The organism is Pseudomonas sp. B34(2017), from assembly GCF_002112915.1.
GTDB classification, from domain to species: Bacteria; Pseudomonadota; Gammaproteobacteria; order Pseudomonadales; family Pseudomonadaceae; genus Aquipseudomonas; species Aquipseudomonas pharyngis.
On sequence record NZ_NEJA01000005.1, the window covers coordinates 324,556 to 351,058 of the forward strand.

Sequence of the window (26,503 nt, forward strand, 5' to 3'; positions counted from 1 at the left end):
GCCCCGTCTTGACAGAAGCGCAAATGACGCCCCCTGCGGAAAAGTGCTTATAATGCCCAGCGATTTTTTCCGCCTTTTACTGCCGGCGCGGGTCGTTCTGTGTGTTACCCGGAACCCTGTCGCCCAATTCATTCTTTGCCGTGGATGTCCAAAAGCCTTGATTCGTCTGCTGAAATTTTTCGGTTGGTCCATCGTCGCCGTTTTCTGCGGACTGCTTTTAGGTCTCAGCGGCGCGTTTCTTTACCTTAGTCCGGGTTTGCCATCTGTGGAGGCGCTGAGAAGCATTCAGTTGCAGATTCCCCTGCGGGTGTACAGCAGCGACAACAAGTTGATCGCAGAATTTGGCGAAATGCGCCGCACACCGATCCGTTTCGCCGACATTCCCCCCAATTTCATCAATGCGTTACTAAGTGCTGAAGACGACAACTTCGCCAATCACTATGGCGTCGATCCGAGCAGCCTGATGCGTGCCGCGACCCAACTGGTCAAGAGCGGGCACATCCAGTCCGGCGGCAGCACCATCACCATGCAGGTGGCGAAGAACTTCTTCCTGACCAGCGAACGCAGCTTCTCGCGCAAGACCACTGAAATCCTTCTGGCGCTGCAGATCGAACGCCAGCTGACCAAGGACGAGATCCTTGAGCTGTACGTGAACAAGATCTATCTGGGCAACCGCGCCTACGGCATCGAGGCGGCGGCGCAGGTGTATTACGGCAAGTCGATCCGCGAAGTCAGCCTGGCGCAGATGGCGATGATCGCCGGCCTGCCGAAAGCCCCGTCGCGCTTCAACCCGCTGGCCAACCCGGCGCGCAGCAAGGAGCGTCGCGACTGGATCCTCGGCCGCATGTACAAGCTCGGCAAGATCACCGAAGCCGACTACACCGCCGCGATCAACGAACCGCTGAACGCCAGTTATCACGTGCCGACCCCGGAAGTGAACGCGCCGTACATCGCCGAGATGGCTCGCGCGGAAATGGTCGGCCGCTACGGCAGCGACGCCTATACCGAAGGTTTCCGCGTCACCACCACGGTGCCGAGCAACCTCCAGGAGATGGCCAACACCGCGCTGCACGAAGGCCTGATGACCTACGATCAGCGTCACGGCTACCGTGGCCCCGAGTCGCGCCTGCCGGGCAAGACCCGCGAAGCCTGGGCCACTGAACTGACCAAGCAGCGCACCATCAGCAGCCTCGAGCCGGCCATCGTCACCCAGGTCGACAAGAACGGCCTGCAAGTGCTGACCCGCACCGGCGAAGAGCACGTGGCGTGGGACACCATGAAATGGGCGCGACCGTTCCTCAATACCAACAGCATGGGTGCCGCGCCGCGCCAGCCGTCGGATGTGGCACAGATCGGCGATCTGATTCGCGTGCAGCGCCAGCCGAACAATTCGCTGAAGTTCAGCCAAATTCCACAGGCGCAGGGCGCACTGGTGTCGCTGGATCCACAGAACGGCGCGATCCGTTCGCTGGTCGGCGGCTTCGCCTTCGAGCAGAGCAACTACAACCGTGCGATGCAGGCCAAGCGTCAGCCGGGTTCGAGCTTCAAGCCGTTCGTCTACAGCGCCGCACTGGATAACGGCTACACCGCCGCCAGCCTGGTCAACGACGCGCCGATCGTGTTCGTCGACGAGTACCTGGACAAGGTCTGGCGTCCGAAGAACGACACCAACACCTTCCTCGGCCCGATCCGTCTGCGTGAGGCGCTGTACAAGTCGCGCAACCTGGTTTCGATCCGCCTGCTGCAGGCGATGGGCGTGGGCAAGACCATCGATTACATCACCCGCTTCGGCTTCAACAAGCAGGACCTGCCGCCAAACCTGTCCCTGGCGCTGGGCACCGCGACCCTGACGCCGATGGAAATTGCCACCGGCTGGAGCACCTTCGCCAACGGCGGCTACAAGATCACCCCGTACATCATCGACAAGATCGAAAGCCGCAACGGCGATACGCTGTTCGTCGCCAACCCGCCGACCGTACCGCAGGGCGGCGCGGCCACCGATGGCATCGCGGCCCCCGCTACCGAATCGTTTACCGTCAATGCAGCGCCGGTTCCGGGTGAAGCGCCGGGCAACGCCGCCGTGCCGCAAGCACCGGCAGTTGCCGAGCGCATCGTCGATGGCCGTACTACTTACATCCTCAACAGCATGTTGCAGGACGTGATCAAGCTCGGCACCGGTCGTCGTGCACTGGCCCTGGGCCGCAGCGACATCGCCGGCAAGACCGGTACCACCAACGAATCCAAGGATGCGTGGTTCTCCGGTTACAACGCCGACTACGTGACCACCGTGTGGACCGGTTTCGACCAGCCGGAAAGCCTCGGTCGCCGTGAGTTCGGCGGTACCGTGGCACTGCCGATCTGGATGAACTACATGGCCGCCGCGCTCAAGGACAAGCCACCGCATGTCCAGCCGGAGCCGGAAGGCATTCTCAGCCTGCGGGTGGATCCGGTCAGCGGTCGCGCGGCATCGCCGAGCACACCGGGCGCGTACTTCGAGCTGTTCAAGGCCGAAGACACGCCACCGTCGGTCAACGAGATCGGCAATGGCACCGTACCGGGCAGCCCGCTGCCGGCGGATGAACAGGCGCCGATCGATTTGTTCTGATCCGCAACTGCCAAAAAGCCCCGCCTTCGTGAGAAGTGCGGGGCTTTTTGTTTTCTGTCGTACTGAGAATGGCGTTTCACATCAAAGGCCGCCCTCACCCTAGCCCTCTCCCAGGGGGAGAGGGTTAGGGTGAGGGCCGCCCTTGAAGCCGGAACGCATTTTCACGACCAAAAAAAAACCCCGCTTAAAAAGCGGGGCTCTTCATGAAGCGCTACAACGACTTAGCCGTTGAACACGTCATCCACGCTTTTCAGCGGGTAGTTCTTCGGATACGGCAGGGTCGCCACACCGGTCTCGATCGCAGCCTTGGCCACGGCGTCGGAGATCACGGTGATCAGGCGCTTGTCCATTGGCTTCGGAATGATGTACTCACGACCGAATTCCAGGGAGATACCGCCGTAGGCGTCGCACACTTCCTGAGGCACCGGCAGCTTGGCCAGTTCGCGCAGGGCGTTGGCGGCAGCGATCTTCATTTCTTCGTTGATGCGCTTGGCGCGAACGTCCAGGGCACCACGGAAGATGAACGGGAAGCCCAGTACGTTGTTGACCTGGTTCGGGTAGTCCGAACGGCCGGTGGCCATGATCACGTCGTTACGGGTGGCGTGAGCCAGTTCCGGGGAGATTTCCGGATCCGGGTTGGAGCAGGCGAAAACGATCGGGTTGGCCGCCATGCGCTTGAGTTGCTCGGCGCTCAGGAGGTTCGGGCCCGACAGGCCGACGAATACGTCAGCGCCTTCGATGGCGTCGTCCAGGGTGCGCTTCTCGGTAGGGTGAGCGAACACAGCCTTGTACTGGTTCAGGTCGTCACGGCCAGCGTGGATCACGCCAGTACGGTCAACCATGAAGATGTTCTCGACCTTGGCGCCCATGCTCACCAGCAATTTCATGCAGGAGATGGCGGCTGCGCCAGCGCCCAGGCAGACGATCTTGGCGTCGGCCAGGGTTTTGCCAGCGATTTCCAGGGCGTTGATCATGCCCGCAGCGGTCACGATCGCGGTGCCGTGCTGGTCATCGTGGAATACCGGAATGTCGCACTGCTCGATCAGAGCGCGTTCGATCTCAAAGCACTCAGGCGCCTTGATGTCTTCCAGGTTGATGCCACCGAAGGTGATGGAAATGCGTTTTACGGTGTCGATGAAGGCTTGCGGGCTTTCGGAGTCGACTTCGATGTCGAAAACGTCGATGCCGGCGAAGCGCTTGAACAGCACGCCTTTACCTTCCATCACTGGCTTGGAAGCCAGTGGGCCGAGGTTACCCAAGCCCAGAATCGCGGTGCCATCGGAAATGACTGCAACCAGGTTGCCCTTGCCGGTGTACTTGTAGGCCAGTTCAGGATCGCGGGCGATCTCGCGCACTGGTTCAGCTACGCCGGGGCTGTAGGCCAGCGACAGGTCGCGGGCGGTAGCAGTGGCCTTGGTGAGCTCGACACTCAGCTTTCCTGGACGAGGATTGGCATGATATTCGAGAGCGGCAGTTTTCAGATCAGACATTTTGGCATTCCGCTTTTTACTGTTGGACAGACTGGTCAGCGAGGATACGCGCCTCGCAAAGTCCCCACAAGACTGCCCGGTCACCCCTGTCAAGCGCCCTGCCCTAAGACTTTGGGCCAAGAGCCACGGCGCACAAGGGCTAGACTGTTCACAATCGACAGAAAAAATGTCTACAATTTTTTCTTCAGCGGGACGGCTGGAGCATCGAAGGATCGGTCAACGGCAACAGCCAGCGCGCCTGACCTGATTTCAGTCCACCGCGCCGAGAACGGTCGACCACCCAGCCACGGGCCTCGATCTGCTTGCCCTTCAACGCCTGCAGAGCGGCGCTATCGAAGCGTTCCAGCAGATTGGGTGCAACGCGCAGTACAAGCTTGTCCTGCAACTCGATCCAGATTCCACCGCGATTGCGCTGAACCTTGCTCACACGACCGCTGACCAGCGCGAAACCCGAGCGCTCGATCTGCTCCGCTTTCAGTACAGGTGAACGCTTCCACAGGCCAAGCCCGGCCTGTCGCGCGCTGTGTTCGGCGGCTTGCTGGCAATCGACAAGATCGACATTCGGTGCCACTGCGACCTGGAATCCAAGGCCATCGGCGAGCATTTGCGCTTCGAGACTGGCGCCGCTGACGCTGTAGAGATGGGCGAGCGTACGCCCGTAATGGTCTTTTTCTTGCGCACCAAGGCGCAAACCGACCCGACCGCCACTGTCGGCCACCAAGGCTTCCAGGCGTTTGCGCGCCGCCACGGCAAACGGTTCGTCGCTGCGCCCCTGCTTGCCCAGCTCGGGCGTGTTGAGGCCGATCAGGCGTACGCTGCGGCCGTCACTCAGGCGCACCGTGTCGCCATCGACAACTCGCTGAACCACCACGCTCGACAGCCCCGAGGGCATCGGGCAGAACGCCTGGGCGCCGGACAGCCAAATCGCGGACACAAAAAAGGCGCCCGCAAGGGACGCCTTTTTCATCAGTCTGGAGAAGCCGATATGACTTTCCAAAATGATCAGCCTCAGGCTTTTTTGCCGACGCCGAAAGTAGCGAAACGGTCTGCGAACTTCTGCACACGGCCGCCGGTGTCCAGAGTCTTCTGCTTACCGGTGTAGAACGGGTGGCATTCGTTGCAAACGTCGATCGCCAGGGCTTTGCCGAAGGTCGAACGAGTTTCGAACTTGTTACCGCAGGAGCAGGTAACAGCGATTTCTGGGTAATTCGGGTGAATTTCGGCTTTCATGGTGTCTTCCTCAGGCTAGCGTGCCGCCACCCAACACTATTGTTGAATACCGCACGTAATTAGGCCGCGGATTCTACCAGACAATGTCAATCGCGCAAGCTGTCACTGAGACCGACCGTCTGCTAGGCTCCCGGCCCAAACACCATCCCCGCTGCTTGTTGGCTTCTTAATAGAGATCCCGCGTGCCCGACGCCATTCTGCGCCTCGCCCTGCCTTCGCCCCTGCGCCGCCTGTTCGACTATCGAGCCCCGGCCGGCGTGCTGCGTTCGCAGTTGCAACCGGGCATGCGCCTGCGGGTGCCGTTCGGTCGGCGGGAGATGATCGGGATTCTGGTAGAAGTCACTGACACCAGCGAAGTGCCGGCGGAGAAGCTCAAACCGGCGCTGGCCCTGCTCGACGCCACGGCGCCGCTGCCGCCGGCATTGTTCAAGCTGTGCCTGTGGACCGCCCAGTATTACCAGCACAGCCTCGGCGACACCCTGAGCTGGGCACTGCCGGTGCTGCTGCGTCAGGGCGAACTTGCCGAAGCCCGCCAGGAACGCTTCTGGTCCGCCGCCCCCGGCGCCAGCCTCGATGACCCGCGCATCGCCCGCGCCCCGCGCCAGCGTGAAGCCCTCGCGACTTTGGCCCAGCACCCTCACGGCGTCGCCCATCAGTTGCTGAGCAAACTGATGCTGAGCAAGGACAGCCTCGACCTGTTGCTGGCCAAGGATCTGGTGCAGGTCGAAGTGCGCCGCCACGCCCCCGGCGCGCGCCATGAACACTGGCTGGCCCAGCCCGAACTGCCGCTCAACAGCGAACAGCGCGCCGCGTATGAGGCAATTCGCGCCGGGTTCGACAGTTATCACGCGTTCCTGCTGGCCGGGGTCACCGGCAGCGGCAAGACCGAAGTCTATTTGCAACTGATCCGCGAAACCCTCGAGGCCGGGAAACAGGCGCTGGTGCTGATCCCGGAGATCAACCTCGGCCCGCAGACCCTCGCGCGGTTCGAACAACGCTTCAACGCCCGCATCGCCCTACTGCACTCGGCAGTCAACGACCGCGATCGCCTCGACGCCTGGCTCGCCGCCCGTGACGGCGAGGCCGACATTATTATCGGCACCCGTTCGGCGCTGTTCACCCCGATGAAAAATCCGGGGCTGATCATCATCGACGAAGAACACGATGGCTCCTATAAACAGCAGGAAGGTCTGCGCTACCACGCACGGGACCTGGCGCTGGTGCGGGCGCGACAGGAAAACATCCCGATCGTGCTCGGCTCCGCGACGCCATCCCTGGAAAGCCTGCACAACGCCTACACCGGCCGTTACGGACTCCTACGCCTGAACGAACGGGCCGGAGGCGCCAAGCAGCCACGTTTCCTGCGCCTGGATGTGAAAAGTCGTCCCCTGGACAGCGGCATTTCCGGGCCGATGCAGCAAGCCATCGGCCAGACCCTCGCCGCCGGCCAGCAGGTATTGGTGTTCCTCAACCGCCGGGGTTTTGCCCCGACGCTGCTGTGCCACGATTGTGGCTGGATGTCCGAATGCCAGCGCTGCGATGCGCGAATGACCGTGCACCAGCGCTACGGCGAGCTGCGCTGCCACCACTGCGGTTACGTGGAACGTGTGCCGCGCCAGTGCCCGAAGTGCAACAAGGTCGATCTGCGCCCGGTGGGCGCCGGCACCGAGCGGGCTGAGGAACGGCTGGCAATTCTGTTCCCGGACTATCCGGTGTTGCGCGTCGACCGTGACAGCACGTCCCGCAAGGATGCGATGAACCAGTTGTTCGCCACGATCCAGAAAGGCCAGCCGTGCATTCTGGTCGGCACCCAGATGTTGGCCAAGGGGCACCACTTCCCCCGGGTGACGCTGGTGTCGATCCTCGATGCCGACGGTGGGCTGTTCTCCGGCGATTTCCGCGCCAGCGAGCGCATGGCGCAGCTGATCGTGCAGGTTGCCGGCCGTGCCGGGCGGGCGGAAGAACCGGGCAAGGTGATCATCCAGACCCACCTCGCCGACCATCCTTTATTGGTGCAACTGACCGAGCAGGGTTACTTCGCCTTCGCCGAACAGGCGCTGAGCGAACGCCGCGCCGCCGGCCTGCCGCCGTTCGCCCATCTCGCCCTGCTGCGCGCCGAAGCCCACAAGCCGGGGCAGGCCGAAGGTTTTCTCGATGAGGCATGCAGCGAGGCCGAGCGCTTGCTGGCCGAACAGAACCTGAGCGGCATCGAATTGCTGGGGCCGGTGCCGGCACCGATGGAACGTCGGGCCGGACGCTTCCGCGCGCAGCTGCTGTTGCAGGCCACGGCCCGGGCGCCGCTGCACCGATTGCTGGCGAGCTGGCTGCTGGTGCTGGAGCAGATGCCAAGCGGCCGGGCAGTGCGCTGGTCGCTGGATGTCGATCCTGTCGATTTGTATTGATCTGAAGATCGCCTTCGCGAGCAGGCTCGCTCCCACAAGGACTGCGCTTTACCTGTGGGAGCGAGCCTGCTCGCGAAAGCAGTCTATTTGTCACCACACATCCACATCCTGCCTGCTAAGGTTGGCAAGCCCGTCTTCGCAACGGATAATGCCCAGTTTTTCCACCCGCGCATCGATGCGCCGCCGCGCTTGCGGTCGAAAGAGAAGACCATGAAAGACACCATTCGCCAGCTGATCCAACAAGCCCTCACCCAACTCGTCAACGAAGGTGTGTTGCCTGAAGGCCTGACGCCGGCGATCCAGGTGGAAAACGCCCGGGACAAGACCCACGGCGACTTTGCCAGCAACATCGCCATGATGCTGGCCAAGCCTGCGGGCATGAAGCCGCGCGACCTGGCGGAAAAAATCATTGCCGCCCTGCCGGCTGACGAAAACGTCACCAAGGCCGAAATCGCCGGCCCCGGCTTCATCAACTTCTTCCAGAACACTCAAGCACTGGCCTCGCGCCTCGACGCGGCTCTGGCCGACGATCACATTGGCGTGCGCAAGGCCGGCCCGGCGCAACGCACCGTGGTCGATCTGTCGGCGCCGAACCTGGCCAAAGAGATGCATGTCGGCCACCTGCGTTCGACCATCATCGGCGACGGCGTGGCCCGCGTGCTCGAATTCCTCGGCGACACCGTCATACGTCAGAACCACGTCGGCGACTGGGGCACCCAGTTCGGCATGCTGATGGCGTACCTGCAGGAAAACCCGATCACCAGCGACGAGCTGTCGGACCTGGAAAACTTCTACCGCGCCGCCAAGCAACGCTTCGACGAATCCCCGGAATTCGCCGACCGCGCCCGTGGCCTGGTGGTCAAGTTGCAGGCCGGCGACGCTGAATGCCTGGCGCTGTGGACCAGGTTCAAGGACATCTCGCTGTCGCACTGCCAGAAGATCTACGAACTGCTCAATGTCAAACTGACCATGGCCGACGTGATGGGCGAAAGCGCCTACAACGACGACCTGATCAACGTGGTCAACGACCTGAAAGCCGCCGGTATGCTGGTCGAAAGCAACGGCGCCCAGTGCGTGTTCCTCGACGAATTCAAGAACGCCGAAGGTGAGCCGCTGCCGGTGATCATCGTCAAGGCTGACGGAGGCTACCTGTACGCCACCACCGACCTGGCGGCCGTGCGCTACCGCAGCGGCAAACTGAAGGCCGACCGTGCGCTGTACTTCGTCGACCAGCGTCAGGCCCTGCACTTCCAGCAAGTGTTCGCCGTGGCGCGCAAGGCCGGTTTCGTGACCCATCCGATGGAAATGGAGCACATGGGGTTCGGCACCATGAACGGCGCCGACGGCCGTCCGTTCAAGACCCGTGACGGCGGCACCGTGAAGCTGATCGATCTTCTGACCGAAGCGCAGGAACGTGCCTACGCATTGGTAAAAGAGAAAAACCCGACACTGGCCGACGACGAACTGCGCAGCATCGCCAAGGTTGTGGGCATCGGCGCGGTGAAATACGCCGACCTTTCGAAGCACCGCACCAGCGACTACAGCTTCAACTTCGACCAGATGCTCAACCTCGAAGGCAACACCGCCCCGTACCTGCTGTACGCCTACACTCGCGTGGCCGGGGTGTTCCGCAAGCTTGACAAGGATTACAGCGAAGTCGATGGCCAGATCGTCCTCGAAGCGCCGCAGGAACACGATCTGGCAGCCAAACTGGCGCAGTTCGGTGAAGTGCTGAACAACGTTGCGGAAAAGGGCACGCCACACACCCTGTGCACCTACCTGTACGAGGTCGCCGGCCTGTTCTCCAGCTTCTACGAGAACTGCCCGATCCTCACCGCCGACACTCCGGCACAAATGCAAAGCCGCCTGCGCCTTGCCGCGCTGACCGGCCGTACCCTCAAGCAAGGCCTGGAACTGCTCGGCCTGGAAACCCTGGAGCGCATGTAAGTTGGCTGCCAAGAAAAAACCTGCACCCAAGCGTGGCGCCAGCCGTTACCAGGCTCCAGCGAAGCAGCCGATTCCGGGCTGGCTGTGGATGGCCATCGGCCTGACGGTCGGCGCGTTCATCGTGTTCCTGATGAAGCTGGAGCCGGGCAAGGGCAGCGACACGGTCAAGCGCGAGAAGGTCGAGCAACAGCAACAACAGAAAGCCAGCAAGATCGCCGAGGCCAACAAGACCCCGCCGAGCCCGACGCAACCGGTGAAGCCGAAGTACGACTTCTACACCCTGCTGCCGGAATCGGAAGTGATCGTGCCGCCGGACGCGGTGCCGGAGAAAACCCTGCCGACGCCACAAGTGCCGGCAATTCCGACCACGCCGGTGACCCCGGCTGAAGCGGCGAAGATCGACACCGCACGGGCGCAGGCTGCACTGGCCGGGATCACCCCGCCGCCAGCGCCGCCGGTGACCAAGGCTGCACCGGTGACCAAGTTCTTCCTCCAGGCCGGCTCGTTCCGCAAAGAGACGGATGCCGACAAGGTGCGCGCGCAGATCATTCTGCTCGGCCAGGCGGTCGCGGTTGAGTCCGGGACGGTCAAGGATGAAACCTGGTATCGCGTACTGGTAGGCCCGTTCAGCAACCGCGAACAGCTGACCACCGCCCAGAAACAACTGGCGGGCGCCGGCTTCAGCAACCTGTTGTTACAACAACGTCAGAGCCGCTGATCCTCCTCACCGATCGTTCCCACGCTCTGCGTGGGAATGCCTCAATGGACGCTCCGCGTCCCTGCGGCAAGGGACGCGGAGCGTCCCGGGCTGCATTCCCACGCAGAGCGTGGGAACGATCATGTCGTTCTGCGTGGGAACGACCCCGCGCAAACCACCGCTCGTCCCCTCTCCCGCCCCGCAGTTGAAATCCTCTCCACCACCCCCATATGAATGGGCATAAGGCATTTTCGCCCCGCAGTGTGGAGACTCTTCCCTTGACCACCATCGTTTCAGTCCGCCGCCACGGCAAAGTCGTCATGGGCGGCGACGGCCAGGTTTCTCTCGGCAACACCGTGATGAAAGGCAACGCGAAGAAAGTTCGTCGCCTGTACCACGGCGAAGTCATCGCCGGTTTCGCCGGTGCCACCGCCGACGCCTTCACCCTGTTCGAACGCTTCGAAGGCCAGCTTGAAAAACACCAGGGCCACCTGATCCGCGCCGCCGTCGAACTCGCCAAAGAATGGCGCACCGACCGCTCCCTGAGCCGCCTCGAAGCGATGCTCGCGGTCGCCAACAAGGACGCATCCTTGATCATCACCGGCAACGGTGACGTGGTCGAACCCGAAGACGGCCTGATCGCCATGGGTTCCGGTGGTGCCTATGCGCAAGCCGCCGCCAGCGCCCTGCTGAAGAAGACCGATCTGTCGGCCCGCGAAATCGTCGAGACCGCTCTCGGCATCGCCGGCGACATCTGTGTATTCACCAACCACACCCAGACCATTGAGGAGCAGGATCTCGCTGAATAAGCCTGACGCGGCCCCAGTGCCACGGCTTGTTTCTGCTTGAGGACCGTCAATTATTATGTCCATGACTCCCCGCGAAATCGTCCACGAACTCAACCGCCACATCATCGGCCAGGACGATGCCAAGCGCGCTGTCGCGATTGCCCTGCGCAACCGCTGGCGCCGCATGCAGCTGCCTGAAGAGCTGCGCGTTGAAGTGACCCCGAAGAACATTCTGATGATCGGCCCGACCGGCGTCGGTAAAACCGAGATCGCCCGTCGCCTGGCCAAACTGGCCAACGCGCCGTTCATCAAGGTCGAAGCGACCAAGTTCACCGAAGTCGGCTACGTCGGCCGTGACGTCGAATCGATCATCCGTGATCTGGCCGATGCTGCGATCAAGATGCTGCGCGAGCAGGAAATGACCCGCGTTCGCCACCGTGCCGAAGACGCCGCCGAGGACCGTATCCTCGACGCCCTGCTGCCACCGGCACGCATGGGCTTCAGCAACGAAGAAGCGCCGACCCAGGATTCCAACACCCGCCAGCTGTTCCGCAAACGCCTGCGCGAAGGTCAGCTGGACGACAAGGAAATCGAGATCGAAGTCGCCGAAATGGCCGGCATCGAAATCGCCACGCCTCCGGGCATGGAAGAAATGACCAACCAGTTGCAGAACCTGTTCGCCAACATGGGCAAGGGCAAGAAGAAGGCCCGCAAGCTCAAGGTCAAGGAAGCGCTGAAACTGGTACGCGATGAAGAAGCCGGTCGCCTGGTCAACGAAGAAGAGTTGAAGGCCAAGGCCCTGGAAGCCGTCGAGCAGCACGGCATCGTGTTCATCGACGAAATCGACAAGGTCGCCAAGCGCGGCAATGTCGGCGGCGCTGATGTGTCCCGCGAAGGCGTGCAACGTGACCTGCTGCCGCTGATCGAAGGCTGCACCGTCAACACCAAGCTGGGCATGGTCAAGACAGACCACATCCTGTTCATCGCCTCCGGTGCGTTCCACCTGAGCAAGCCGAGCGATCTGGTGCCGGAGCTGCAAGGTCGTCTGCCGATCCGCGTCGAACTCAAGGCCCTGAGCCCGCAGGACTTCGAACGCATCCTCAGCGAACCGCACGCCTCGCTCACCGAGCAATACTGCGCGCTGCTGAAAACCGAAGGCCTGAACATCCAGTTCCAGCCGGAAGGCATCAAGCGTCTGGCGGAGATCGCCTGGCAGGTCAACGAGAAGACCGAGAACATCGGTGCCCGTCGCCTGCACACGCTGCTCGAGCGTCTGCTGGAAGAGGTGTCGTTCAGTGCCGGCGACCTGGCCAGCGCTCACGACGACAAGGCGATCGAGATCGACGCCGATTACGTCAACAGCCACCTGGGCGAATTGGCGCAGAACGAAGACCTGTCCCGTTATATTCTGTAGAGCTGCCAGCTCCGAGCTACAAGCGGCAAGCTGAGTTAAGCTTGCCGCTTGTAGCTTGCAGCTAAAGGCTTTTTTCTATGCTTCCCACCGACATCAAACTGCACAAAGCCTCGAAAACCCTGTCGCTCAAATACGCGTCCGGCGAGGAATACACCCTGCCCGCCGAATTCCTGCGCGCGCACTCCCCCTCCGCCGAGGTCCAGGGCCACGGCAAACCGATCCTGCAATTCGGCAAGCTGCACGTCGGCCTGACCAAAGTAGAACCGGCCGGTCAGTACGCACTGAAACTGACCTTCGACGACGGTCACGACAGCGGCCTGTTCACCTGGGATTACCTGTACGAGCTAGGGCGACGTCATGACGCACTCTGGGCCGATTATCTGGCCGAACTCAAAGCCGCCGGCAAAACCCGCGACCCGGACCAGTCCGTCGTCAAGCTGATGCTCTAGTCCGCGCCTCGGACTGTTTAGAGGGCATTTTCTAGATTCATCTGTTTGAATGCTCCGCTAAAGCGGCCCGGGATCGGCTGCTTGCGAAAAAAATCAATCTCGGGTAACCAATGGAACTGGCAAGTTCCCTGCAGTGCTCTACGACTGTAAAGCAGCTATGCAGAATCAACGGTCACCCGAGCAGTAGTACCTGGCATTGGCTGTGGAACTGCACAGCAGAAAACCGGGTACTCGTCTCAGGACAATGGAGCGTCGTAGATGAGTAACAAGAATAACGATGATTTGAAGTACCAGGCCTCGGAGAACACCCTGGGGCTGAATCCTGTCGTTGGGCTACGCGGAAAGGATCTGCTGGCCTCTGCTCGAATGGTGCTGACCCAGGCCATCAAACAACCTATCCATAGTGTCAAACACGTCACCCAGTTCGGCCTTGAACTGAAGAACGTGCTGTTCGGCAAATCAGATCTGCAACCGGCGGGCGATGACCGTCGCTTCGTCGATCCGGCGTGGAGTCAGAACCCGCTGTACAAACGTTATCTGCAAACCTATCTGGCGTGGCGCAAGGAACTCCACGCCTGGATCGACGACAGCAGCCTCTCGCCCAAGGACATCGCGCGCGGCCACTTCGTGATCAACCTGATGACCGAGGCCATGGCGCCGACCAACACCGCGGCCAACCCGGCGGCGGTCAAACGTTTCTTCGAGACCGGCGGCAAGAGCCTGCTCGATGGCCTCTCGCATCTGGCCAAGGATCTGGTGCACAACGGCGGCATGCCGAGCCAGGTCAACATGGGTGCGTTCGAGGTCGGCAAGAGCCTGGGTGTGACCGAAGGTGCGGTGGTGTTTCGCAACGACGTGCTGGAGCTGATCCAGTACAAGCCGATCACCGAACAAGTGCACGAGCGCCCGCTGCTGGTGGTGCCGCCGCAGATCAACAAGTTTTACGTATTCGATTTGAGCCCGGACAAGAGCCTGGCGCGCTTCTGCCTGCGCAACAATGTGCAGACCTTCATCGTCAGCTGGCGCAACCCGACCAAGGAACAGCGCGAGTGGGGCCTTTCCACCTACATCGAGGCCCTGAAGGAAGCGGTCGACGTGGTCACCGCGATCACCGGCAGCAAGGACGTCAACATGCTCGGCGCCTGCTCCGGCGGCATCACCTGCACCGCCCTGCTCGGCCACTACGCGGCGATCGGCGAGAACAAGGTAAACGCCCTGACCCTGCTGGTCAGCGTGCTCGATACAACGCTGGACAGCGACGTCGCGCTGTTCGTCGACGAGCAGACCCTGGAGACCGCCAAGCGCCATTCGTACCAGGCCGGCGTGCTCGAAGGCAAAGACATGGCCAAGGTCTTCGCCTGGATGCGCCCCAACGACCTGATCTGGAACTATTGGGTCAACAATTACCTGCTCGGCAACGAACCGCCGGTGTTCGACATCCTGTTCTGGAACAACGATACGACTCGACTGCCGGCCGCGTTCCACGGCGACCTGATCGAGATGTTCAAAAACAACCCACTGATCCGCCCCAATGCACTGGAAGTGTGCGGCACGCCGATCGACCTCAAGCAGGTGACCGCCGACATTTTCTCGCTGGCGGGCACCAACGACCACATCACGCCGTGGAAGTCCTGCTACAAGTCGGCGCAGCTGTTTGGTGGCAAGGTCGAATTCGTGCTGTCCAGCAGCGGGCATATCCAGAGCATTCTGAACCCGCCGGGCAACCCGAAATCGCGCTACATGACCAGCGACGAAATGACCGCCAATGCCGATGACTGGCAGGAAAACTCGACCAAGCACGCCGACTCCTGGTGGCTGTACTGGCAGGCGTGGCAGGCGGCCCGTTCGGGCGAATTGAAGAAAGCACCAACGAAACTGGGCAACAAGACGTATCCGGCAGGCGAAGCTTCACCGGGCACTTACGTTCACGAGCGGTAACCGACACACCTCACTCCCTTTCGGGAGTGAGGTGAACACTGAGATTGCGACCCACAGGGCCTTGAAGCATGCCGCACCCGTTCATCTTTCGAACCGTCGAGCTGGATGGCCAGACCATCCGCACGGCGGTCCGCCCCGGCAAGCCTCACTTGACGCCCTTGCTGATATTCAACGGCATCGGCGCCAACCTGGAGCTGGTGTTTCCTTTTGTCGCGGCGCTGGATCCGGACCTGGAAGTGATCGCCTTCGACGTGCCCGGTGTCGGTGGCTCTTCGACGCCGAGCCGGCCGTATCGCTTTCCCGGGCTGGCGAAACTCACCGCGCGGATGCTCGATTACCTCGACTACGGACAGGTCAACGTGATCGGCGTGTCCTGGGGTGGCGCGCTGGCGCAGCAGTTCGCCTACGACTATCCCGAGCGCTGCAAGAAGCTGGTGCTGGCAGCGACCGCTGCCGGTGCAGTGATGGTGCCGGGCAAGCCGAAGGTGCTGTGGATGATGGCCAGCCCACGGCGCTACATCCAGCCGTCCCATGTGATCCGTATCGCCCCGATGATCTACGGCGGCTCGTTCCGCCGCGACCCGACACTCGCCGCCAGCCATGCGGCCAAGGTGCGTTCGGCGGGCAAGCTCGGTTACTACTGGCAACTGTTCGCGGGCCTCGGCTGGACCAGCATTCACTGGCTGCACAAGATCCACCAGCCGACGCTGGTGCTGGCCGGTGATGACGATCCGCTGATCCCGCTGATCAACATGCGCATGCTCGCCTGGCGAATCCCCAACGCGCAGCTGCACATCATTGACGACGGGCATCTGTTCCTGATTACCCGGGCCGAGGCGGTGGCGCCGATCATCATGAAATTCCTCCAGGAGGAACGTCAGCGTGCGGTGATGCATCCGCACCCGACACCGCTGGGCGGATAACCGTCCCGGCACGGACTTCTGGACAGCGTTTTGCAACGCGTCTGGACAGGTGCGTGGCAGGAGGCCACGCAGGCAACAACCCGCAACAGCGTCTATGGTGTTCTGGTTCGGTGTGTTTGTTTTTGGCCTGAAGACGAAGGAGTGTTGAGTCATGCGTGACAAACCAGCGACGGGCGTCGTGCCCAGCCCCGCCGTGTTCATCAATGCACAGAGTGCCATGACCGGTCTGCGCGGCCGGGACCTGATCTCGACCTTGCGCAACGTCGCGGCCCACGGGCTGCGCAATCCGATCCACAGTGCAAAACACGCCTTGAAGCTGGGAGGCGCGCTCGGACGCGTGCTGCTCGGCGAAACCCTGCACCCGACCAATCCGCAGGACAGCCGCTTCGCCGATCCGGCGTGGAGCCTGAACCCGTTCTACCGGCGCAGCCTGCAGGCTTATCTGGCCTGGCAGAAACAGGTCAAGAGCTGGATCGACGAGAGCAGCATGAGCGACGACGACCGCGCCCGCGCGCACTTCGCCTTCACCCTGCTCAACGACGCCGTGGCGCCCTCCAACACCCTGCTCAATCCGCTGGCGGTGAAGGAGCTGTTCAACTCCGGCGGCCACAGTCTGGTGCGCGGTCTCAGCCATCTGTTCGATGATCTGCTGCACAACGACGGCCTGCCACGCCAGGTGACCAAACAGGCTTTCGAAGTCGGCAAGACCGTCGCCACCACCACAGGATCAGTGGTGTTTCGCAACGAAATGCTCGAGCTGATCCAGTACCGGCCGATGAGCGAAAAACAGTATTCGAAACCGCTGCTGGTGGTGCCGCCGCAAATCAACAAGTACTACATTTTCGACCTCAGCCCGAGCAACAGCTTCGTCCAGTTCGCCCTGAAGAACGGTTTACAGACCTTCATGATCAGCTGGCGCAACCCGGATGTGCGGCATCGCGAATGGGGCCTGTCGACCTATGTCGAAGCCGTGGAAGAAGCGATGAACATTTGCCGGGCGATCACCGGCGCCCGCGAGGTCAACCTGATGGGCGCCTGCGCCGGCGGGCTGACCATCGCGGCGCTGCAAGGGCATCTGCAGGCCAAGCGGCAGTTGCGACGAGTCTCCAGCGCCACCTATCTGGTGAGCCTGCTCGACAGTGAAATGAACACCCCGGCCACCCTGTTCGCCGATGAGCAAACGCTCGAAGCGGCCAAGCGGCGCTCCTATCAGAAAGGCGTGCTGGAGGGTCGCGACATGGCCAAGGTGTTCGCCTGGATGCGCCCCAACGATCTGATCTGGAGTTACTTCGTCAACAACTACCTGCTGGGCAAGGAGCCGCCGGCGTTCGATATCCTCTACTGGAACAACGACAGCACCCGCCTGCCCGCCGCGCTTCACGGCGACATTCTGGACTTCTTCAAGCACAACCCGTTGACCCATCCCGGTGGGCTGGAAGTGTGCGGCACGCCGATCGACCTGCAGAAGGTCACGGTCGACAGCTTCAGCGTGGCCGGCATGAACGACCACATCACGCCGTGGGACGCGGTGTATCGCTCGACGCTGTTGCTGGGCGGCGAGCGGCGCTTCGTGCTGTCCAACAGCGGCCACGTGCAGAGCATCCTCAACCCGCCAGGCAACCCGAAAGCCCATTACGTCGAGAACGGAAAGCTCAGCGGCGATCCGCGTGCCTGGTACTACGACGCCAAGAAAGTCGACGGCAGCTGGTGGCCGCAATGGCTGGAGTGGGTGCAGCAGCGCTCCGGCACCCTGCACGAAACCCAGATGACCCTCGGCAACGCCAATTACCCACCGATGGAAGCTGCACCGGGCACCTATGTGCGTGTGCGCTGACTGACTCAAGCCCTTTAAGAAGACTGGATGAAAACAAGCGAACGGATCCTCGAATGTGCCCTGCAGTTGTTCAACGAAAAGGGCGAGCCGAACGTCTCCACCATGGAGGTTGCCAATGAAATGGGGATCAGCCCCGGCAACCTCTACTACCACTTCCACGGCAAGGAGCCGCTGATTCTCGGACTGTTCGAGCGCTTCCAGAACGACCTCGCCCCGCTGCTCGACCCGCCCGCCGATGTCGAACTGGCGCCGGAGGATTACTGGCTGTTCCTGCACCTGATCGTCGAACGGCTGGCGCAGTACCGCTTCCTGTTCCAGGACCTGTCGAACCTGGCCGGCCGCCTGCCGAAACTGGCCAAGGGCATTCGCCAGTTCCTCAACGTGCTCAAGCGTACGCTGGCGTCGTTGCTGGCGCGGTTGAAGGCGTCGGGGCAGTTGGTCAGCGACACCCAGGCGCTGGGGCAACTGGTGGAGCAGATCACCATGACGCTGCTGTTCTCGCTGGACTATCAGCGGATTCTTGATCGCGAAGGGGAAGTGCGGCTGGTGGTGTACCAGATCATGATGCTGGTGGCGCCGCATCTGTTGCCGCCGGTGAAGGTGGCGACGGAGAGGATGGCTTTGCAGTACCTCGAAGATCACGAGTAATCCGACGGCTTTTACCCAAACAAAAACGCCCGACCTTCACAGGCCGGGCGTTTTCTTGAGCCCTGAAAAATCAGGACTGACTGGTTGGCGTCGACGGCGTCGATGCAGCAGTCGGAGCAGGCGCCGGGGTTGGGGCCGAGGCGGAGTTCGACGTGCTTGCCAGTGCTTGCGGTGTGGTCACCGGTTTTGGAGCAGCAGCTTTCGGCGCAGCGGCTTTCGGCGCGGCCGGTTTTTTCACTGCCGGTTTTTTCGCCGCAGCCGGTTTGGCGGCAGGCTTGGCAGCGGGTTTGGCGGCAGCGGTTTTCGCTGCTGGCTTGGCCGCCGGTTTGGCAGCTGGTTTTGCTGCCGTTTTTGCAGCTGGCTTGGCGGCGGCCTTGGCGGCAACCGGTTTGGCCGCGGCTTTCGCTGCAGGCTTGGCGGCAGCGGTTTTGGCTGCTGGTTTGGCGGCGGCTTTAGCCAGTGGCTTGGCAGCGGTTTTGGCCGCAGGCTTGGCTGCTGCGGTTTTGGCCGCGACAGGCTGGGCTTTCAGGCCGGTGAGTTTTTCGATCTGCCTGGTCAGGGTATCGACCTTCTTGTGCAGATCCTTCACCTCGTTGCGGCTCGGTACGCCCAGGCGCGAAATCGCGCTGTTCAGGCGCTTGTCGAAAGCCCCTTCCAGCTGATCCCAGGTGCCCAGTGCGCGATCTTTCACGCCGCTGATGCGCGATTTTGCCGAGCTTGCAGAATCCTTGGCAGCATCGACTTTCTTGCCGACTGCAGCCTTGGTGAGCTTCTCCGCTTTCTCGCCGTCTTTGACCAATGTATCGAAGAGCTTGCTGCCGTCAGTGTCGATCTTCGAGTACACGCCTAAACCAGCCAGCCAGATCTTGCGGGAATAGTCTTCGACTTTTCCGATCCACGAGCTGCCTTCTTTATCGGTGTTCTTTTTACCAGCCATCCCGTTCTCCTTAAGATTTACGCGCGACGCGTTCGAGCAATGCCGTCAGCTCATCGAGCTTAGCAGAGAGTGCCTCAACGTCATGTTTAGACGGAATGCCGATACGATTCAAGGCACTGGCGACACGCGTGTCGAACGCCTTCTCGACCTTGTCGAGCTGAACTTCGACCCGGCCTTTGAAAGAGCTGACTTCGCTCTTGGCTTCATCGATCTCGGCGTTGGCCGCTTCGAGTTTTTCGGTGACGGCTTTTTTGCCTTTCTTTTCAACAGTTTGACCAGCCTTGATCAACTCCTGAAAGTACTCGCTGCCCTCCTGACCGACCTTGGTATAGGCACCCAGGCCTGCCAGCCAGATCTTGCGGGCATAGGATTTGACGTCGCTCAGAGCGGAAGTCGAAGCGTCGATTTTTTTCTTCAAAATGACTTTGGCCATGGTGCACCTCACGCGCAGAAGGTTTGAGGAACTGCCCTGACGAGTGTCGGGCTCAGGCACAAAGTAGGGAGAAAAATTAGAAACGGCACCCTAACAACTGACATAAAAGGCAGGTGCTCAGGAAAAAAACGGGGAGCCCGAAGCTCCCCCGTTTTGTCCTGATCAGACCAGCGCTTTATCCAGCGCCTTTTCGATCTCGGCTTTGATCATGCCGCTCATGGCCGACATCATCAGGCCCAGTTCCACGTCGACCCGGATCGAATCCTCGGCCACATGCACGGCGCCCTTCACGCCCGAACGCTTGAGGTTCAGGACATCGCCCGACCACTGCGGCTCCAGGCCATATTGATCGGAGAGTTTCTGCGCCAGTTTGTCGGCTTTCTCGCGGGCCGCTTCCTTGCCCAGGCTGTGGGCACGCTCAACACTGATATGGGCCATTGAATGACTCCTGCTTTTTGAATGGGGCTATGAATGCCTGCAACGAATCTTGACCGCCACTGCGGCAAATCGTCCCGAAGGTTGCCCATCTTACCTTTAGCCATTCCAAGACAAAGCATGGCTTGGGGATTAGAATGTCGCGCATTCTCTTTTGGTGACAGCGATATGACTGATCAGCGCAAAGGCAGCGATGCCGAACCCACCACTCACTTCGGCTTCAAAAACGTTCCGGAAAGCCAGAAAGCGGAAAAAGTCGCTGAGGTGTTCCACTCCGTGGCCGCCAAGTACGACCTGATGAACGACCTTCTGTCGGGCGGCATGCACCGTCTGTGGAAGCGTTTCGCGATCGAACTGTCGGGCGTACGCGCCGGCAATCGCGTGCTGGACATCGCCGGTGGCACGGGCGACCTGACCAAGAAATTCTCGCACCTGGTCGGCCCGACCGGTCAGGTGGTTCTCGCGGACATCAACGAATCCATGCTCAAGGTCGGTCGTGACCGCCTGCTGGATGTCGGTGTTTCGGGCAACGTCGAGTTCGTCCAGGCCGACGCGGAAAAGCTGCCGTTCCCGGACAACCATTTCGACTGCGTGACCATCGCCTTCGGCCTGCGCAACGTGACGCACAAGGAAGACGCCCTGCGTTCGATGCTGCGCGTACTCAAGCCGGGCGGCCGCCTGCTGGTGCTGGAATTCTCCAAGCCGACCAACGCGCTGATGTCCAAGGCCTACGACGCCTACTCGTTCGCCTTCATGCCGCTGATGGGCAAGCTGATCACTAACGACTCGGAAAGCTATCGCTACCTGGCTGAATCGATCCGCATGCACCCGAATCAGGAAACTTTGAAGTCGATGATGGTCGACGCCGGTTTCGACCGCGTGACCTATCACAACATGACCGCAGGCATCGTCGCCCTGCACCGCGGCATCAAACCCTGATGCTGCTGACCGGGCTGCTCGCCAGCGTCGAACTCGGCCTGAACCGCGTGCTGCGTCTCGACAGCACGGCGCTGCCGCGACTGGCGCATCTGACCGGCAAAGTGATTGCCGTGGATTGCCGCAGCCCGGCGCTGCAACTGTTTATCCTGCCGAGCGACGAAGGCCTGATGCTGGCGTCCCGTTGGGAAACCGGCGTCGACTGCACCCTGCGCGCCCCGGCCTCGAGTCTGGTGAAACTGGCCCTGAGCAAGGACAAGACGGCGGTGCTGCACGCGCCGGAAGTCGAACTCGACGGCGACAGCGGCGTGCTGCTGGAGCTGGCGGGCGTGCTGCAGGATCTGGAGCTGGACTGGGAGTACGAACTCTCGCGCTGGCTGGGACCTGTCGCCACGCAACTGGTCGGCGGCCACCTGCGCAGCCGCGCCCGCTGGTATCAACAAGGATTTGCCAGCCTCAACCAGAACCTCGCCGAATACCTGGCCGAAGAATCGCGCACCCTCGTCGGGCAGCGCGAAGCCGAAGCCCGTTTCAGCGAACTGGACCGGATCAAACTCGATCTGGAACGTCTCGAGGCGCGCTTCGAGCGCCTTTCCCGATCCCTCGACCCAAGCGATAACGCATGAAGCTGCTCGCCGTCCGCCGTCTGTTGCGCATCCAGCGCGTCGTGATCCGCTACCGCCTCGATGACCTGCTGTTCGATCTGCCTTTGCCGTGGTTCCTGCTGGCGCTGCGCTACGTCCTACCGTGGCGCTGGTTCCCGCGCAAGCCGCTGGACCTCAGCCGTGGGGCACGCCTGCGCCTGGCGTTGCAGGACCTGGGGCCGATCTTCATCAAGTTCGGGCAGATCCTTTCGACCCGCCGCGACCTTCTGCCGGAAGACATCGCCGATGAGCTGATGCGGTTGCAGGACCGCGTGCCGCCGTTCGATTCGCAGCTGTCGGTCAAACTGATCGAAGAGCAACTGGGCAAGAAGATCAGCGAAGTGTTCAGCCGCTTCGACGTCGAACCGCTGGCCTCGGCTTCGGTGGCACAGGTACACGCTGCGCAACTGAAGACTGGCGAAGAAGTGGTGGTCAAGGTGATCCGCCCGGGTCTGAAACCGATCATCGCTCAGGATCTGGCGTGGCTGTTCATCCTCGCCCGCGCCGCCGAAAAAGTCTCCGCCGACGCCCGTCTGCTGCACCCGGTGGACGTGGTCAGCGACTACGAAAAAACCATCTACGACGAACTCGACCTGTTGCGCGAGGCGGCCAACGCCAGCCAGTTGAAGCGCAACTTCGAAGGCTCGCCGCTGCTCTACGTGCCGCAAGTCTATTGGGACTGGTGCCGGCCGAAAGTGCTGGTGATGGAGCGCATCTACGGGATTCAGGTGACCGATCTGGCGACCCTCGCCGACCAGCGCACCGACATGAAAATGCTCGCCGAGCGCGGCGTGGAGATCTTCTTCACCCAGGTGTTTCGCGACAGTTTCTTCCACGCCGACATGCACCCGGGCAACATCTTCGTCAGCACCGTCAACCCGTGGAGCCCGCAGTACATCGCGATCGACTGCGGCATCGTCGGCAGCCTGACCCCGGAAGACCAGGATTATCTGGCCCGCAACCTGTTCGCCTTCTTCAAGCGCGACTACCGTCGCGTGGCGCAATTGCACATCGATTCGGGCTGGGTGCCGGCGGAAACCAAATTGAATGAATTCGAAGCGGCGATCCGTACCGTGTGCGAGCCGATCTTCGAAAAACCATTAAAAGATATTTCATTTGGCCAGGTGCTGATGCGCCTGTTCCAGACCGCGCGCCGCTTCAACATGGAAGTGCAGCCGCAACTCGTATTGCTGCAAAAGACCCTGCTGAACATCGAAGGCCTGGGCCGTCAGCTGTACCCGGACCTCGATCTGTGGAACACCGCGCAGCCGTTCCTCGAACGCTGGATGCGCGAGCGCGTCAGCCCGAAAGCCTTGCTCGGCAACGTCCAGAGCCAGTTCGAACAACTGCCGCACCTGGCCAACATGGCCCGCGATCTGCTCGAACGCATGTCCCAACCCCACGCCAACGACCCGCCACCGCCGTGGAAAAAGCGCAAGGACGACTGGTTCCTGCGCCTGCTCGGCAGCGCCCATCTGGCAGGCGGTACGATCCTCGCCGCCGGGGGCCCGATGCACGAACTGGGGCATTGGCCCGCCGGGATCATGGTGGCCGTCGGCTTGTATCTGGTCGTTCGCCGATAGCCAGTTCCGTGATCGGCTGGCACACTGTTTCAACGCCTGAGCCCGACTATTGAAGTGTGGGTTCGCTGTCGGAGTCGAAGATGAAAAACTGGCTGGACGAGATCAAGTGGGACGCCGATGGCCTGGTGCCGGCGATTGCCCAGGATCACAAGACCGGACGCGTATTGATGATGGCCTGGATGAACCGCGAAGCCCTGGAGCTGACCGCGGCGGAAAACCGTGCCATCTATTGGTCACGTTCCCGTGGCAAGCTGTGGCGCAAGGGCGAAGAGTCCGGCCATGTACAGACGCTGCATGAAATGCGTCTGGACTGCGACGCCGACGTCATCATCCTGATGGTCGAACAGATCGGCGACATCGCTTGCCATACCGGCCGTCAAAGCTGCTTCTACCGCGTCTTCGAAAACGGCGACTGGAAAACGGTCGACCCGGTCCTGAAAGACCCGCACGCTATTTACTCCGCAGGACACAAACATGAGTGACACCCTGACCCGCCTTGCTCAGGTGCTGGAAGAGCGCAAGGGCGCAGCCGCCGACAGCTCGTATGTCGCCAGTCTGTACCACAAGGGTCTGAACAAGATTCTGGAAAAGGTCGGCGAAGAGTCGGTCGAAACGATCATTGCCGCCAAGGACGCCGCCGTCAGCGGCGACTGCAGCGACGTGATCTACGAGACCGCCGACCTGTGGTTCCACAGCATGGTCATGCTTGCCCAGTTGGGGCAGCATCCGCAGGCGGTGCTGGATGAACTGGATCGCCGTTTCGGCCTGTCCGGACACGTCGAGAAAGCCTCGCGCCCGTCCGCCTGAACAACTTCAAGAGAGGAACAGCAACATGGGCATTTTTGACTGGAAACACTGGATCGTCATCCTGGTGGTCGTGGTACTGGTGTTCGGTACCAAGAAACTTAAAAACCTTGGCACCGACGTCGGCGAATCGATCAAGGGCTTCCGTAAAGCCATGAACGACGACGAAAAACCGGCCGATCCGACCGTCACGCCTGCGCAACCGGTGCCGCCGGTTCAGCCGCAAGCCACCGCTCAGGCCAACCCGCCGCACACCATCGACGTGCAGGCGCAGAAAGTCGAAGAGCCGATCCGCAAAGACGTGTGAGCACTGACTAATGTTTGGTATCAGCTTCTCTGAACTGCTGCTCGTCGGCCTCGTCGCCCTGCTGGTGCTGGGTCCCGAGCGTCTGCCGGGCGCTGCACGCACCGCCGGCCTTTGGGTCGGACGGCTGAAGCGCAGCTTCAACGCGATCAAACAGGAAGTTGAGCGTGAAATCGGTGCCGACGAAATCCGTCGGCAACTGCACAACGAGCACATCCTGTCGCTGGAACAGGAGGCGCGGAAGATTTTCACGCCGGTTCAGCAGGAGCCGACGCCGGTACAGCCAGTGGCAGATCAGACGCCAGTGCCTCCGGTTGTGGAACAAACAATTCATGCGCCGACGGCGAGCATCGAGCACGTCTCTGCCGCAGCCGCTGAAACTGCGCCGATCATGAAGCCTGTCGAACCCATTGCTCCAGCTGCCGCGCCAACAACGCCAGCCCCACACGACCCAACACTGCCGCCGCGAGCCCCATGAGCGATCTCCCCGAAAACGACCAGCACATGCCGCTGGTTTCGCACCTCACCGAGTTGCGCACCCGCCTGCTGCGTTGCGTCGCGGCGATCTTCATCATCTTCGCCGGTCTGTTTGCCTTCACCCAGCAGATCTACACCTTCGTCTCGACGCCGCTGCGTGAATACCTGCCCGCCGGCGCGACGATGATCGCCACCGACGTGTCGTCGCCGTTCCTGACGCCGTTGAAGCTGACGATGATGGTCTCGCTGTTCCTGGCGATTCCGGTGATCCTGCATCAGATCTGGGGCTTCATCGCACCGGGCCTGTACAAGCACGAGAAGCGTGTCGCAGTGCCGTTGCTGATCTCCAGCATCCTGCTGTTCTACACCGGCATGGCATTCGCCTACTTCTTCGTGTTCCCGCTGATCTTCAAGTTCTTCGCCTCGGCCACCCCGGCCGGCGTGGAAATGATGACCGACATCACCAGTTACCTCGATTTCGTCATGACGCTGTTCTTCGCTTTCGGCGTGGCGTTCGAAATCCCGGTGGCCGTGGTGCTGCTGGTGTGGATCGGCGTGGTCGACGTCAAATACCTGAAGAAGATCCGTCCGTACGTGATCATCGGCTGCTTCGTGGTCGGCATGATCCTGACCCCGCCGGACATCTTCTCCCAGACCCTGCTGGCCGTGCCGATGTGGATGCTGTTCGAAGTCGGCATCCTGTTCGGCAGTCTGGTCAGCAAACGCGAGCGCCCGGAAGAAACCGCCGACGATCACAACGACCAGCCGCCAGCGACTCAGCCATGAACCTGCTGCTGCTCGAGGAGGCCGACTTCATTGCGGCCGACCGCGTCGTGCTGCGTGACCGGCGCCTGACCCACATGCAGGAAGTCCACCGCTCGGAAGTCGGCGACAGCCTGCGGGTCGGGCGCATTGGCGGGCTGATGGGCTCGGCCGAGCTGCTGCGCCTGGACGCGGGCGAAGCCGAGCTGCGGGTCACCCTCGATCAACCGCCACCGGCCAAACTGCCGCTGACCCTGGTACTCGCCCTGCCCCGCCCGAAGATGCTGCGCCGGGTGTTCCAGACCGTGGCGACCATGGGCGTGTCGAAGGTGATTCTGGTCAACAGCTACCGGGTCGAGAAAAGCTTCTGGCAGACGCCGTTCCTCGAACCGGAATCGATCCGCGAACAGTTGATCCTGGGCTTGGAACAGGCCCGGGACACGGTGCTGCCGGAAATCATCATCGAGAAGCGCTTCAAGCCGTTCGTCGAAGATCGCCTGCCGGCCATCACCGACGGCACTCTCGGTCTGGTCGGCCATCCGGGCAACTTCCCGCCCTGCCCCCGCGCCCTGAACGAACAGGTAACCCTGGCCATCGGCCCCGAGGGTGGCTGGATTCCCTACGAAATCGATCTGCTGGCCAAGGCCGGGCTGCAACCGGTGCAACTCGGCGAGCGAATCCTGCGGGTCGAAACCGCCGTCACCGCACTGCTCGCCCGGTTGTTCTGAAGTCCTCGCCAGACAAAAGGCGTTACAGATTGCCATCATGCGGCCGATACCCTCCCCATAAGTCCAATTAGTGGTCCGAGGGAGTCGTCGCATGT

26 protein-coding genes are annotated in these 26,503 nt (G+C 61.6%); 20 read left to right on the top strand and 6 right to left on the bottom strand.

The window, feature by feature from the left end:
* Positions 1–160 precede the first annotated feature (160 nt).
* Complete coding sequence (locus CAF80_RS18025) at positions 161–2,605, top strand: penicillin-binding protein 1A (protein ID WP_371855321.1); 2,445 nt, start codon at positions 161–163, stop codon at positions 2,603–2,605.
* 221 nt (positions 2,606–2,826) lie between these two features.
* Here the strand turns inward: CAF80_RS18025 and CAF80_RS18030 are convergent, their stop codons facing one another.
* The 3 genes from CAF80_RS18030 to rpmE all read right to left on the bottom strand — a co-directional run bounded on the left by CAF80_RS18030 (position 2,827) and on the right by rpmE (position 5,325).
* Positions 2,827–4,095, bottom strand: a complete 1,269-nt coding sequence (locus CAF80_RS18030) for a malic enzyme-like NAD(P)-binding protein (RefSeq protein ID WP_007952395.1) — start codon at positions 4,093–4,095, stop codon at positions 2,827–2,829.
* A 184-nt stretch (positions 4,096–4,279) separates the two neighbouring features.
* Positions 4,280–5,080 (bottom strand): thermonuclease family protein, encoded by an 801-nt coding sequence (locus CAF80_RS18035; RefSeq protein ID WP_085667783.1) that lies wholly within the window; start codon positions 5,078–5,080, stop codon positions 4,280–4,282.
* A 23-nt stretch (positions 5,081–5,103) separates the two neighbouring features.
* The gene (rpmE, locus tag CAF80_RS18040; protein ID WP_039772434.1) at positions 5,104–5,325 is read right to left on the bottom strand and encodes a 50S ribosomal protein L31; all 222 of its coding nucleotides are present in this window, start codon (positions 5,323–5,325) and stop codon (positions 5,104–5,106) included.
* Between the two features lie 182 nt (positions 5,326–5,507).
* Here rpmE and CAF80_RS18045 point away from each other — a divergent pair, with 182 nt between their 5' ends.
* From CAF80_RS18045 to CAF80_RS18095, 10 genes are all read left to right on the top strand, one after another.
* On the top strand, positions 5,508–7,727 hold the full coding sequence (locus CAF80_RS18045) for a primosomal protein N' (protein ID WP_085667691.1): 2,220 nt from the start codon (positions 5,508–5,510) through the stop codon (positions 7,725–7,727).
* A gap of 210 nt (positions 7,728–7,937) precedes the next feature.
* The gene (gene argS, locus CAF80_RS18050; protein WP_039772437.1) at positions 7,938–9,674 is read left to right on the top strand and encodes an arginine--tRNA ligase; all 1,737 of its coding nucleotides are present in this window, start codon (positions 7,938–7,940) and stop codon (positions 9,672–9,674) included.
* Position 9,675: 1 nt separating this feature from the next.
* Positions 9,676–10,392 (top strand): SPOR domain-containing protein, encoded by a 717-nt coding sequence (locus CAF80_RS18055; RefSeq protein ID WP_039772438.1) that lies wholly within the window; start codon positions 9,676–9,678, stop codon positions 10,390–10,392.
* A gap of 257 nt (positions 10,393–10,649) precedes the next feature.
* Positions 10,650–11,180: an ATP-dependent protease subunit HslV gene (gene hslV / locus CAF80_RS18065; protein ID WP_039772440.1), complete on the top strand. Its 531-nt coding sequence runs from the start codon at positions 10,650–10,652 to the stop codon at positions 11,178–11,180.
* 55 nt (positions 11,181–11,235) lie between these two features.
* Positions 11,236–12,573 carry an ATP-dependent protease ATPase subunit HslU gene (gene hslU, locus CAF80_RS18070; RefSeq protein ID WP_085667690.1) on the top strand — a complete coding sequence of 446 codons (1,338 nt, stop codon included), beginning with the start codon at positions 11,236–11,238 and terminating at the stop codon, positions 12,571–12,573.
* Positions 12,574–12,650: 77 nt separating this feature from the next.
* Positions 12,651–13,022, top strand: a complete 372-nt coding sequence (locus CAF80_RS18075) for a gamma-butyrobetaine hydroxylase-like domain-containing protein (RefSeq protein ID WP_085667689.1) — start codon at positions 12,651–12,653, stop codon at positions 13,020–13,022.
* A gap of 258 nt (positions 13,023–13,280) precedes the next feature.
* Complete coding sequence (gene phaC / locus CAF80_RS18080) at positions 13,281–14,960, top strand: class II poly(R)-hydroxyalkanoic acid synthase (protein ID WP_085667688.1); 1,680 nt, start codon at positions 13,281–13,283, stop codon at positions 14,958–14,960.
* A gap of 68 nt (positions 14,961–15,028) precedes the next feature.
* On the top strand, positions 15,029–15,883 hold the full coding sequence (phaZ, locus tag CAF80_RS18085; RefSeq protein ID WP_007952412.1) for a poly(3-hydroxyalkanoate) depolymerase: 855 nt from the start codon (positions 15,029–15,031) through the stop codon (positions 15,881–15,883).
* Positions 15,884–16,034: 151 nt separating this feature from the next.
* Positions 16,035–17,717: a class II poly(R)-hydroxyalkanoic acid synthase gene (gene phaC, locus CAF80_RS18090; protein ID WP_085667687.1), complete on the top strand. Its 1,683-nt coding sequence runs from the start codon at positions 16,035–16,037 to the stop codon at positions 17,715–17,717.
* 27 nt (positions 17,718–17,744) lie between these two features.
* Entirely contained in the window at positions 17,745–18,365 is a 621-nt protein-coding gene (locus tag CAF80_RS18095) for a TetR/AcrR family transcriptional regulator (protein ID WP_007952414.1), read from the top strand.
* A 70-nt stretch (positions 18,366–18,435) separates the two neighbouring features.
* Here CAF80_RS18095 and CAF80_RS18100 read toward each other — a convergent pair whose 3' ends face one another.
* The 3 genes from CAF80_RS18100 to CAF80_RS18110 all read right to left on the bottom strand — a co-directional run bounded on the left by CAF80_RS18100 (position 18,436) and on the right by CAF80_RS18110 (position 20,173).
* Positions 18,436–19,302 carry a phasin family protein gene (locus CAF80_RS18100; protein WP_074689550.1) on the bottom strand — a complete coding sequence of 289 codons (867 nt, stop codon included), beginning with the start codon at positions 19,300–19,302 and terminating at the stop codon, positions 18,436–18,438.
* 10 nt (positions 19,303–19,312) lie between these two features.
* On the bottom strand, positions 19,313–19,735 hold the full coding sequence (locus tag CAF80_RS18105; protein WP_007952416.1) for a phasin family protein: 423 nt from the start codon (positions 19,733–19,735) through the stop codon (positions 19,313–19,315).
* 162 nt (positions 19,736–19,897) lie between these two features.
* Positions 19,898–20,173 carry a polyhydroxyalkanoic acid system family protein gene (locus tag CAF80_RS18110; RefSeq protein ID WP_007952417.1) on the bottom strand — a complete coding sequence of 92 codons (276 nt, stop codon included), beginning with the start codon at positions 20,171–20,173 and terminating at the stop codon, positions 19,898–19,900.
* A gap of 165 nt (positions 20,174–20,338) precedes the next feature.
* Between CAF80_RS18110 and ubiE the strand changes: the two genes are divergently transcribed.
* The 9 genes from ubiE to CAF80_RS18155 all read left to right on the top strand — a co-directional run bounded on the left by ubiE (position 20,339) and on the right by CAF80_RS18155 (position 26,408).
* Positions 20,339–21,109, top strand: a complete 771-nt coding sequence (gene ubiE, locus CAF80_RS18115) for a bifunctional demethylmenaquinone methyltransferase/2-methoxy-6-polyprenyl-1,4-benzoquinol methylase UbiE (protein WP_007952418.1) — start codon at positions 20,339–20,341, stop codon at positions 21,107–21,109.
* Entirely contained in the window at positions 21,109–21,732 is a 624-nt protein-coding gene (locus tag CAF80_RS18120) for an SCP2 domain-containing protein (protein ID WP_039772453.1), read from the top strand. Before ubiE ends, CAF80_RS18120 begins: the two co-directional genes overlap by 1 nt.
* The gene (ubiB, locus tag CAF80_RS18125) at positions 21,729–23,333 is read left to right on the top strand and encodes a ubiquinone biosynthesis regulatory protein kinase UbiB (protein WP_039772455.1); all 1,605 of its coding nucleotides are present in this window, start codon (positions 21,729–21,731) and stop codon (positions 23,331–23,333) included. The genes CAF80_RS18120 and ubiB overlap by 4 nt, the downstream gene beginning before the upstream one ends.
* A gap of 80 nt (positions 23,334–23,413) precedes the next feature.
* A complete protein-coding gene (gene hisI, locus CAF80_RS18130) occupies positions 23,414–23,815 on the top strand; it encodes a phosphoribosyl-AMP cyclohydrolase (protein ID WP_007909357.1) in 402 nt (133 codons plus the stop codon).
* The gene (locus CAF80_RS18135; RefSeq protein WP_007952422.1) at positions 23,808–24,140 is read left to right on the top strand and encodes a phosphoribosyl-ATP diphosphatase; all 333 of its coding nucleotides are present in this window, start codon (positions 23,808–23,810) and stop codon (positions 24,138–24,140) included. The genes hisI and CAF80_RS18135 overlap by 8 nt, the downstream gene beginning before the upstream one ends.
* Positions 24,141–24,165: 25 nt before the next feature.
* Complete coding sequence (locus CAF80_RS18140) at positions 24,166–24,444, top strand: twin-arginine translocase TatA/TatE family subunit (RefSeq protein ID WP_007952423.1); 279 nt, start codon at positions 24,166–24,168, stop codon at positions 24,442–24,444.
* A 10-nt stretch (positions 24,445–24,454) separates the two neighbouring features.
* Complete coding sequence (gene tatB / locus CAF80_RS18145) at positions 24,455–24,919, top strand: Sec-independent protein translocase protein TatB (RefSeq protein WP_064592882.1); 465 nt, start codon at positions 24,455–24,457, stop codon at positions 24,917–24,919.
* The gene (gene tatC, locus CAF80_RS18150; RefSeq protein WP_007952425.1) at positions 24,916–25,704 is read left to right on the top strand and encodes a twin-arginine translocase subunit TatC; all 789 of its coding nucleotides are present in this window, start codon (positions 24,916–24,918) and stop codon (positions 25,702–25,704) included. The genes tatB and tatC overlap by 4 nt, the downstream gene beginning before the upstream one ends.
* Positions 25,701–26,408: a 16S rRNA (uracil(1498)-N(3))-methyltransferase gene (locus CAF80_RS18155; protein ID WP_085667686.1), complete on the top strand. Its 708-nt coding sequence runs from the start codon at positions 25,701–25,703 to the stop codon at positions 26,406–26,408. The genes tatC and CAF80_RS18155 overlap by 4 nt, the downstream gene beginning before the upstream one ends.
* Positions 26,409–26,503: the final 95 nt, after the last annotated feature.

Coding starts and splice junctions, on each gene's coding strand:
- CAF80_RS18135 (WP_007952422.1), top strand. CDS start 23,808: ATGAGTGACACCCTGACCCGCCTTGCTCAGGTGCTGGAAGAGCGCAAG.
- CAF80_RS18155 (WP_085667686.1), top strand. CDS start 25,701: ATGAACCTGCTGCTGCTCGAGGAGGCCGACTTCATTGCGGCCGACCGC.
- ubiE (WP_007952418.1), top strand. CDS start 20,339: ATGACTGATCAGCGCAAAGGCAGCGATGCCGAACCCACCACTCACTTC.
- CAF80_RS18100 (WP_074689550.1), bottom strand. CDS start 19,302: ATGGCTGGTAAAAAGAACACCGATAAAGAAGGCAGCTCGTGGATCGGA.
- rpmE (WP_039772434.1), bottom strand. CDS start 5,325: ATGAAAGCCGAAATTCACCCGAATTACCCAGAAATCGCTGTTACCTGC.
- tatC (WP_007952425.1), top strand. CDS start 24,916: ATGAGCGATCTCCCCGAAAACGACCAGCACATGCCGCTGGTTTCGCAC.
- argS (WP_039772437.1), top strand. CDS start 7,938: ATGAAAGACACCATTCGCCAGCTGATCCAACAAGCCCTCACCCAACTC.
- phaC (WP_085667688.1), top strand. CDS start 13,281: ATGAGTAACAAGAATAACGATGATTTGAAGTACCAGGCCTCGGAGAAC.
- phaZ (WP_007952412.1), top strand. CDS start 15,029: ATGCCGCACCCGTTCATCTTTCGAACCGTCGAGCTGGATGGCCAGACC.
- ubiB (WP_039772455.1), top strand. CDS start 21,729: ATGAAGCTGCTCGCCGTCCGCCGTCTGTTGCGCATCCAGCGCGTCGTG.
- CAF80_RS18075 (WP_085667689.1), top strand. CDS start 12,651: ATGCTTCCCACCGACATCAAACTGCACAAAGCCTCGAAAACCCTGTCG.
- tatB (WP_064592882.1), top strand. CDS start 24,455: ATGTTTGGTATCAGCTTCTCTGAACTGCTGCTCGTCGGCCTCGTCGCC.
- CAF80_RS18140 (WP_007952423.1), top strand. CDS start 24,166: ATGGGCATTTTTGACTGGAAACACTGGATCGTCATCCTGGTGGTCGTG.
- CAF80_RS18105 (WP_007952416.1), bottom strand. CDS start 19,735: ATGGCCAAAGTCATTTTGAAGAAAAAAATCGACGCTTCGACTTCCGCT.
- CAF80_RS18120 (WP_039772453.1), top strand. CDS start 21,109: ATGCTGCTGACCGGGCTGCTCGCCAGCGTCGAACTCGGCCTGAACCGC.
- hslU (WP_085667690.1), top strand. CDS start 11,236: ATGTCCATGACTCCCCGCGAAATCGTCCACGAACTCAACCGCCACATC.
- CAF80_RS18110 (WP_007952417.1), bottom strand. CDS start 20,173: ATGGCCCATATCAGTGTTGAGCGTGCCCACAGCCTGGGCAAGGAAGCG.
- CAF80_RS18095 (WP_007952414.1), top strand. CDS start 17,745: ATGAAAACAAGCGAACGGATCCTCGAATGTGCCCTGCAGTTGTTCAAC.
- phaC (WP_085667687.1), top strand. CDS start 16,035: ATGCGTGACAAACCAGCGACGGGCGTCGTGCCCAGCCCCGCCGTGTTC.
- CAF80_RS18030 (WP_007952395.1), bottom strand. CDS start 4,095: ATGTCTGATCTGAAAACTGCCGCTCTCGAATATCATGCCAATCCTCGT.
- hisI (WP_007909357.1), top strand. CDS start 23,414: ATGAAAAACTGGCTGGACGAGATCAAGTGGGACGCCGATGGCCTGGTG.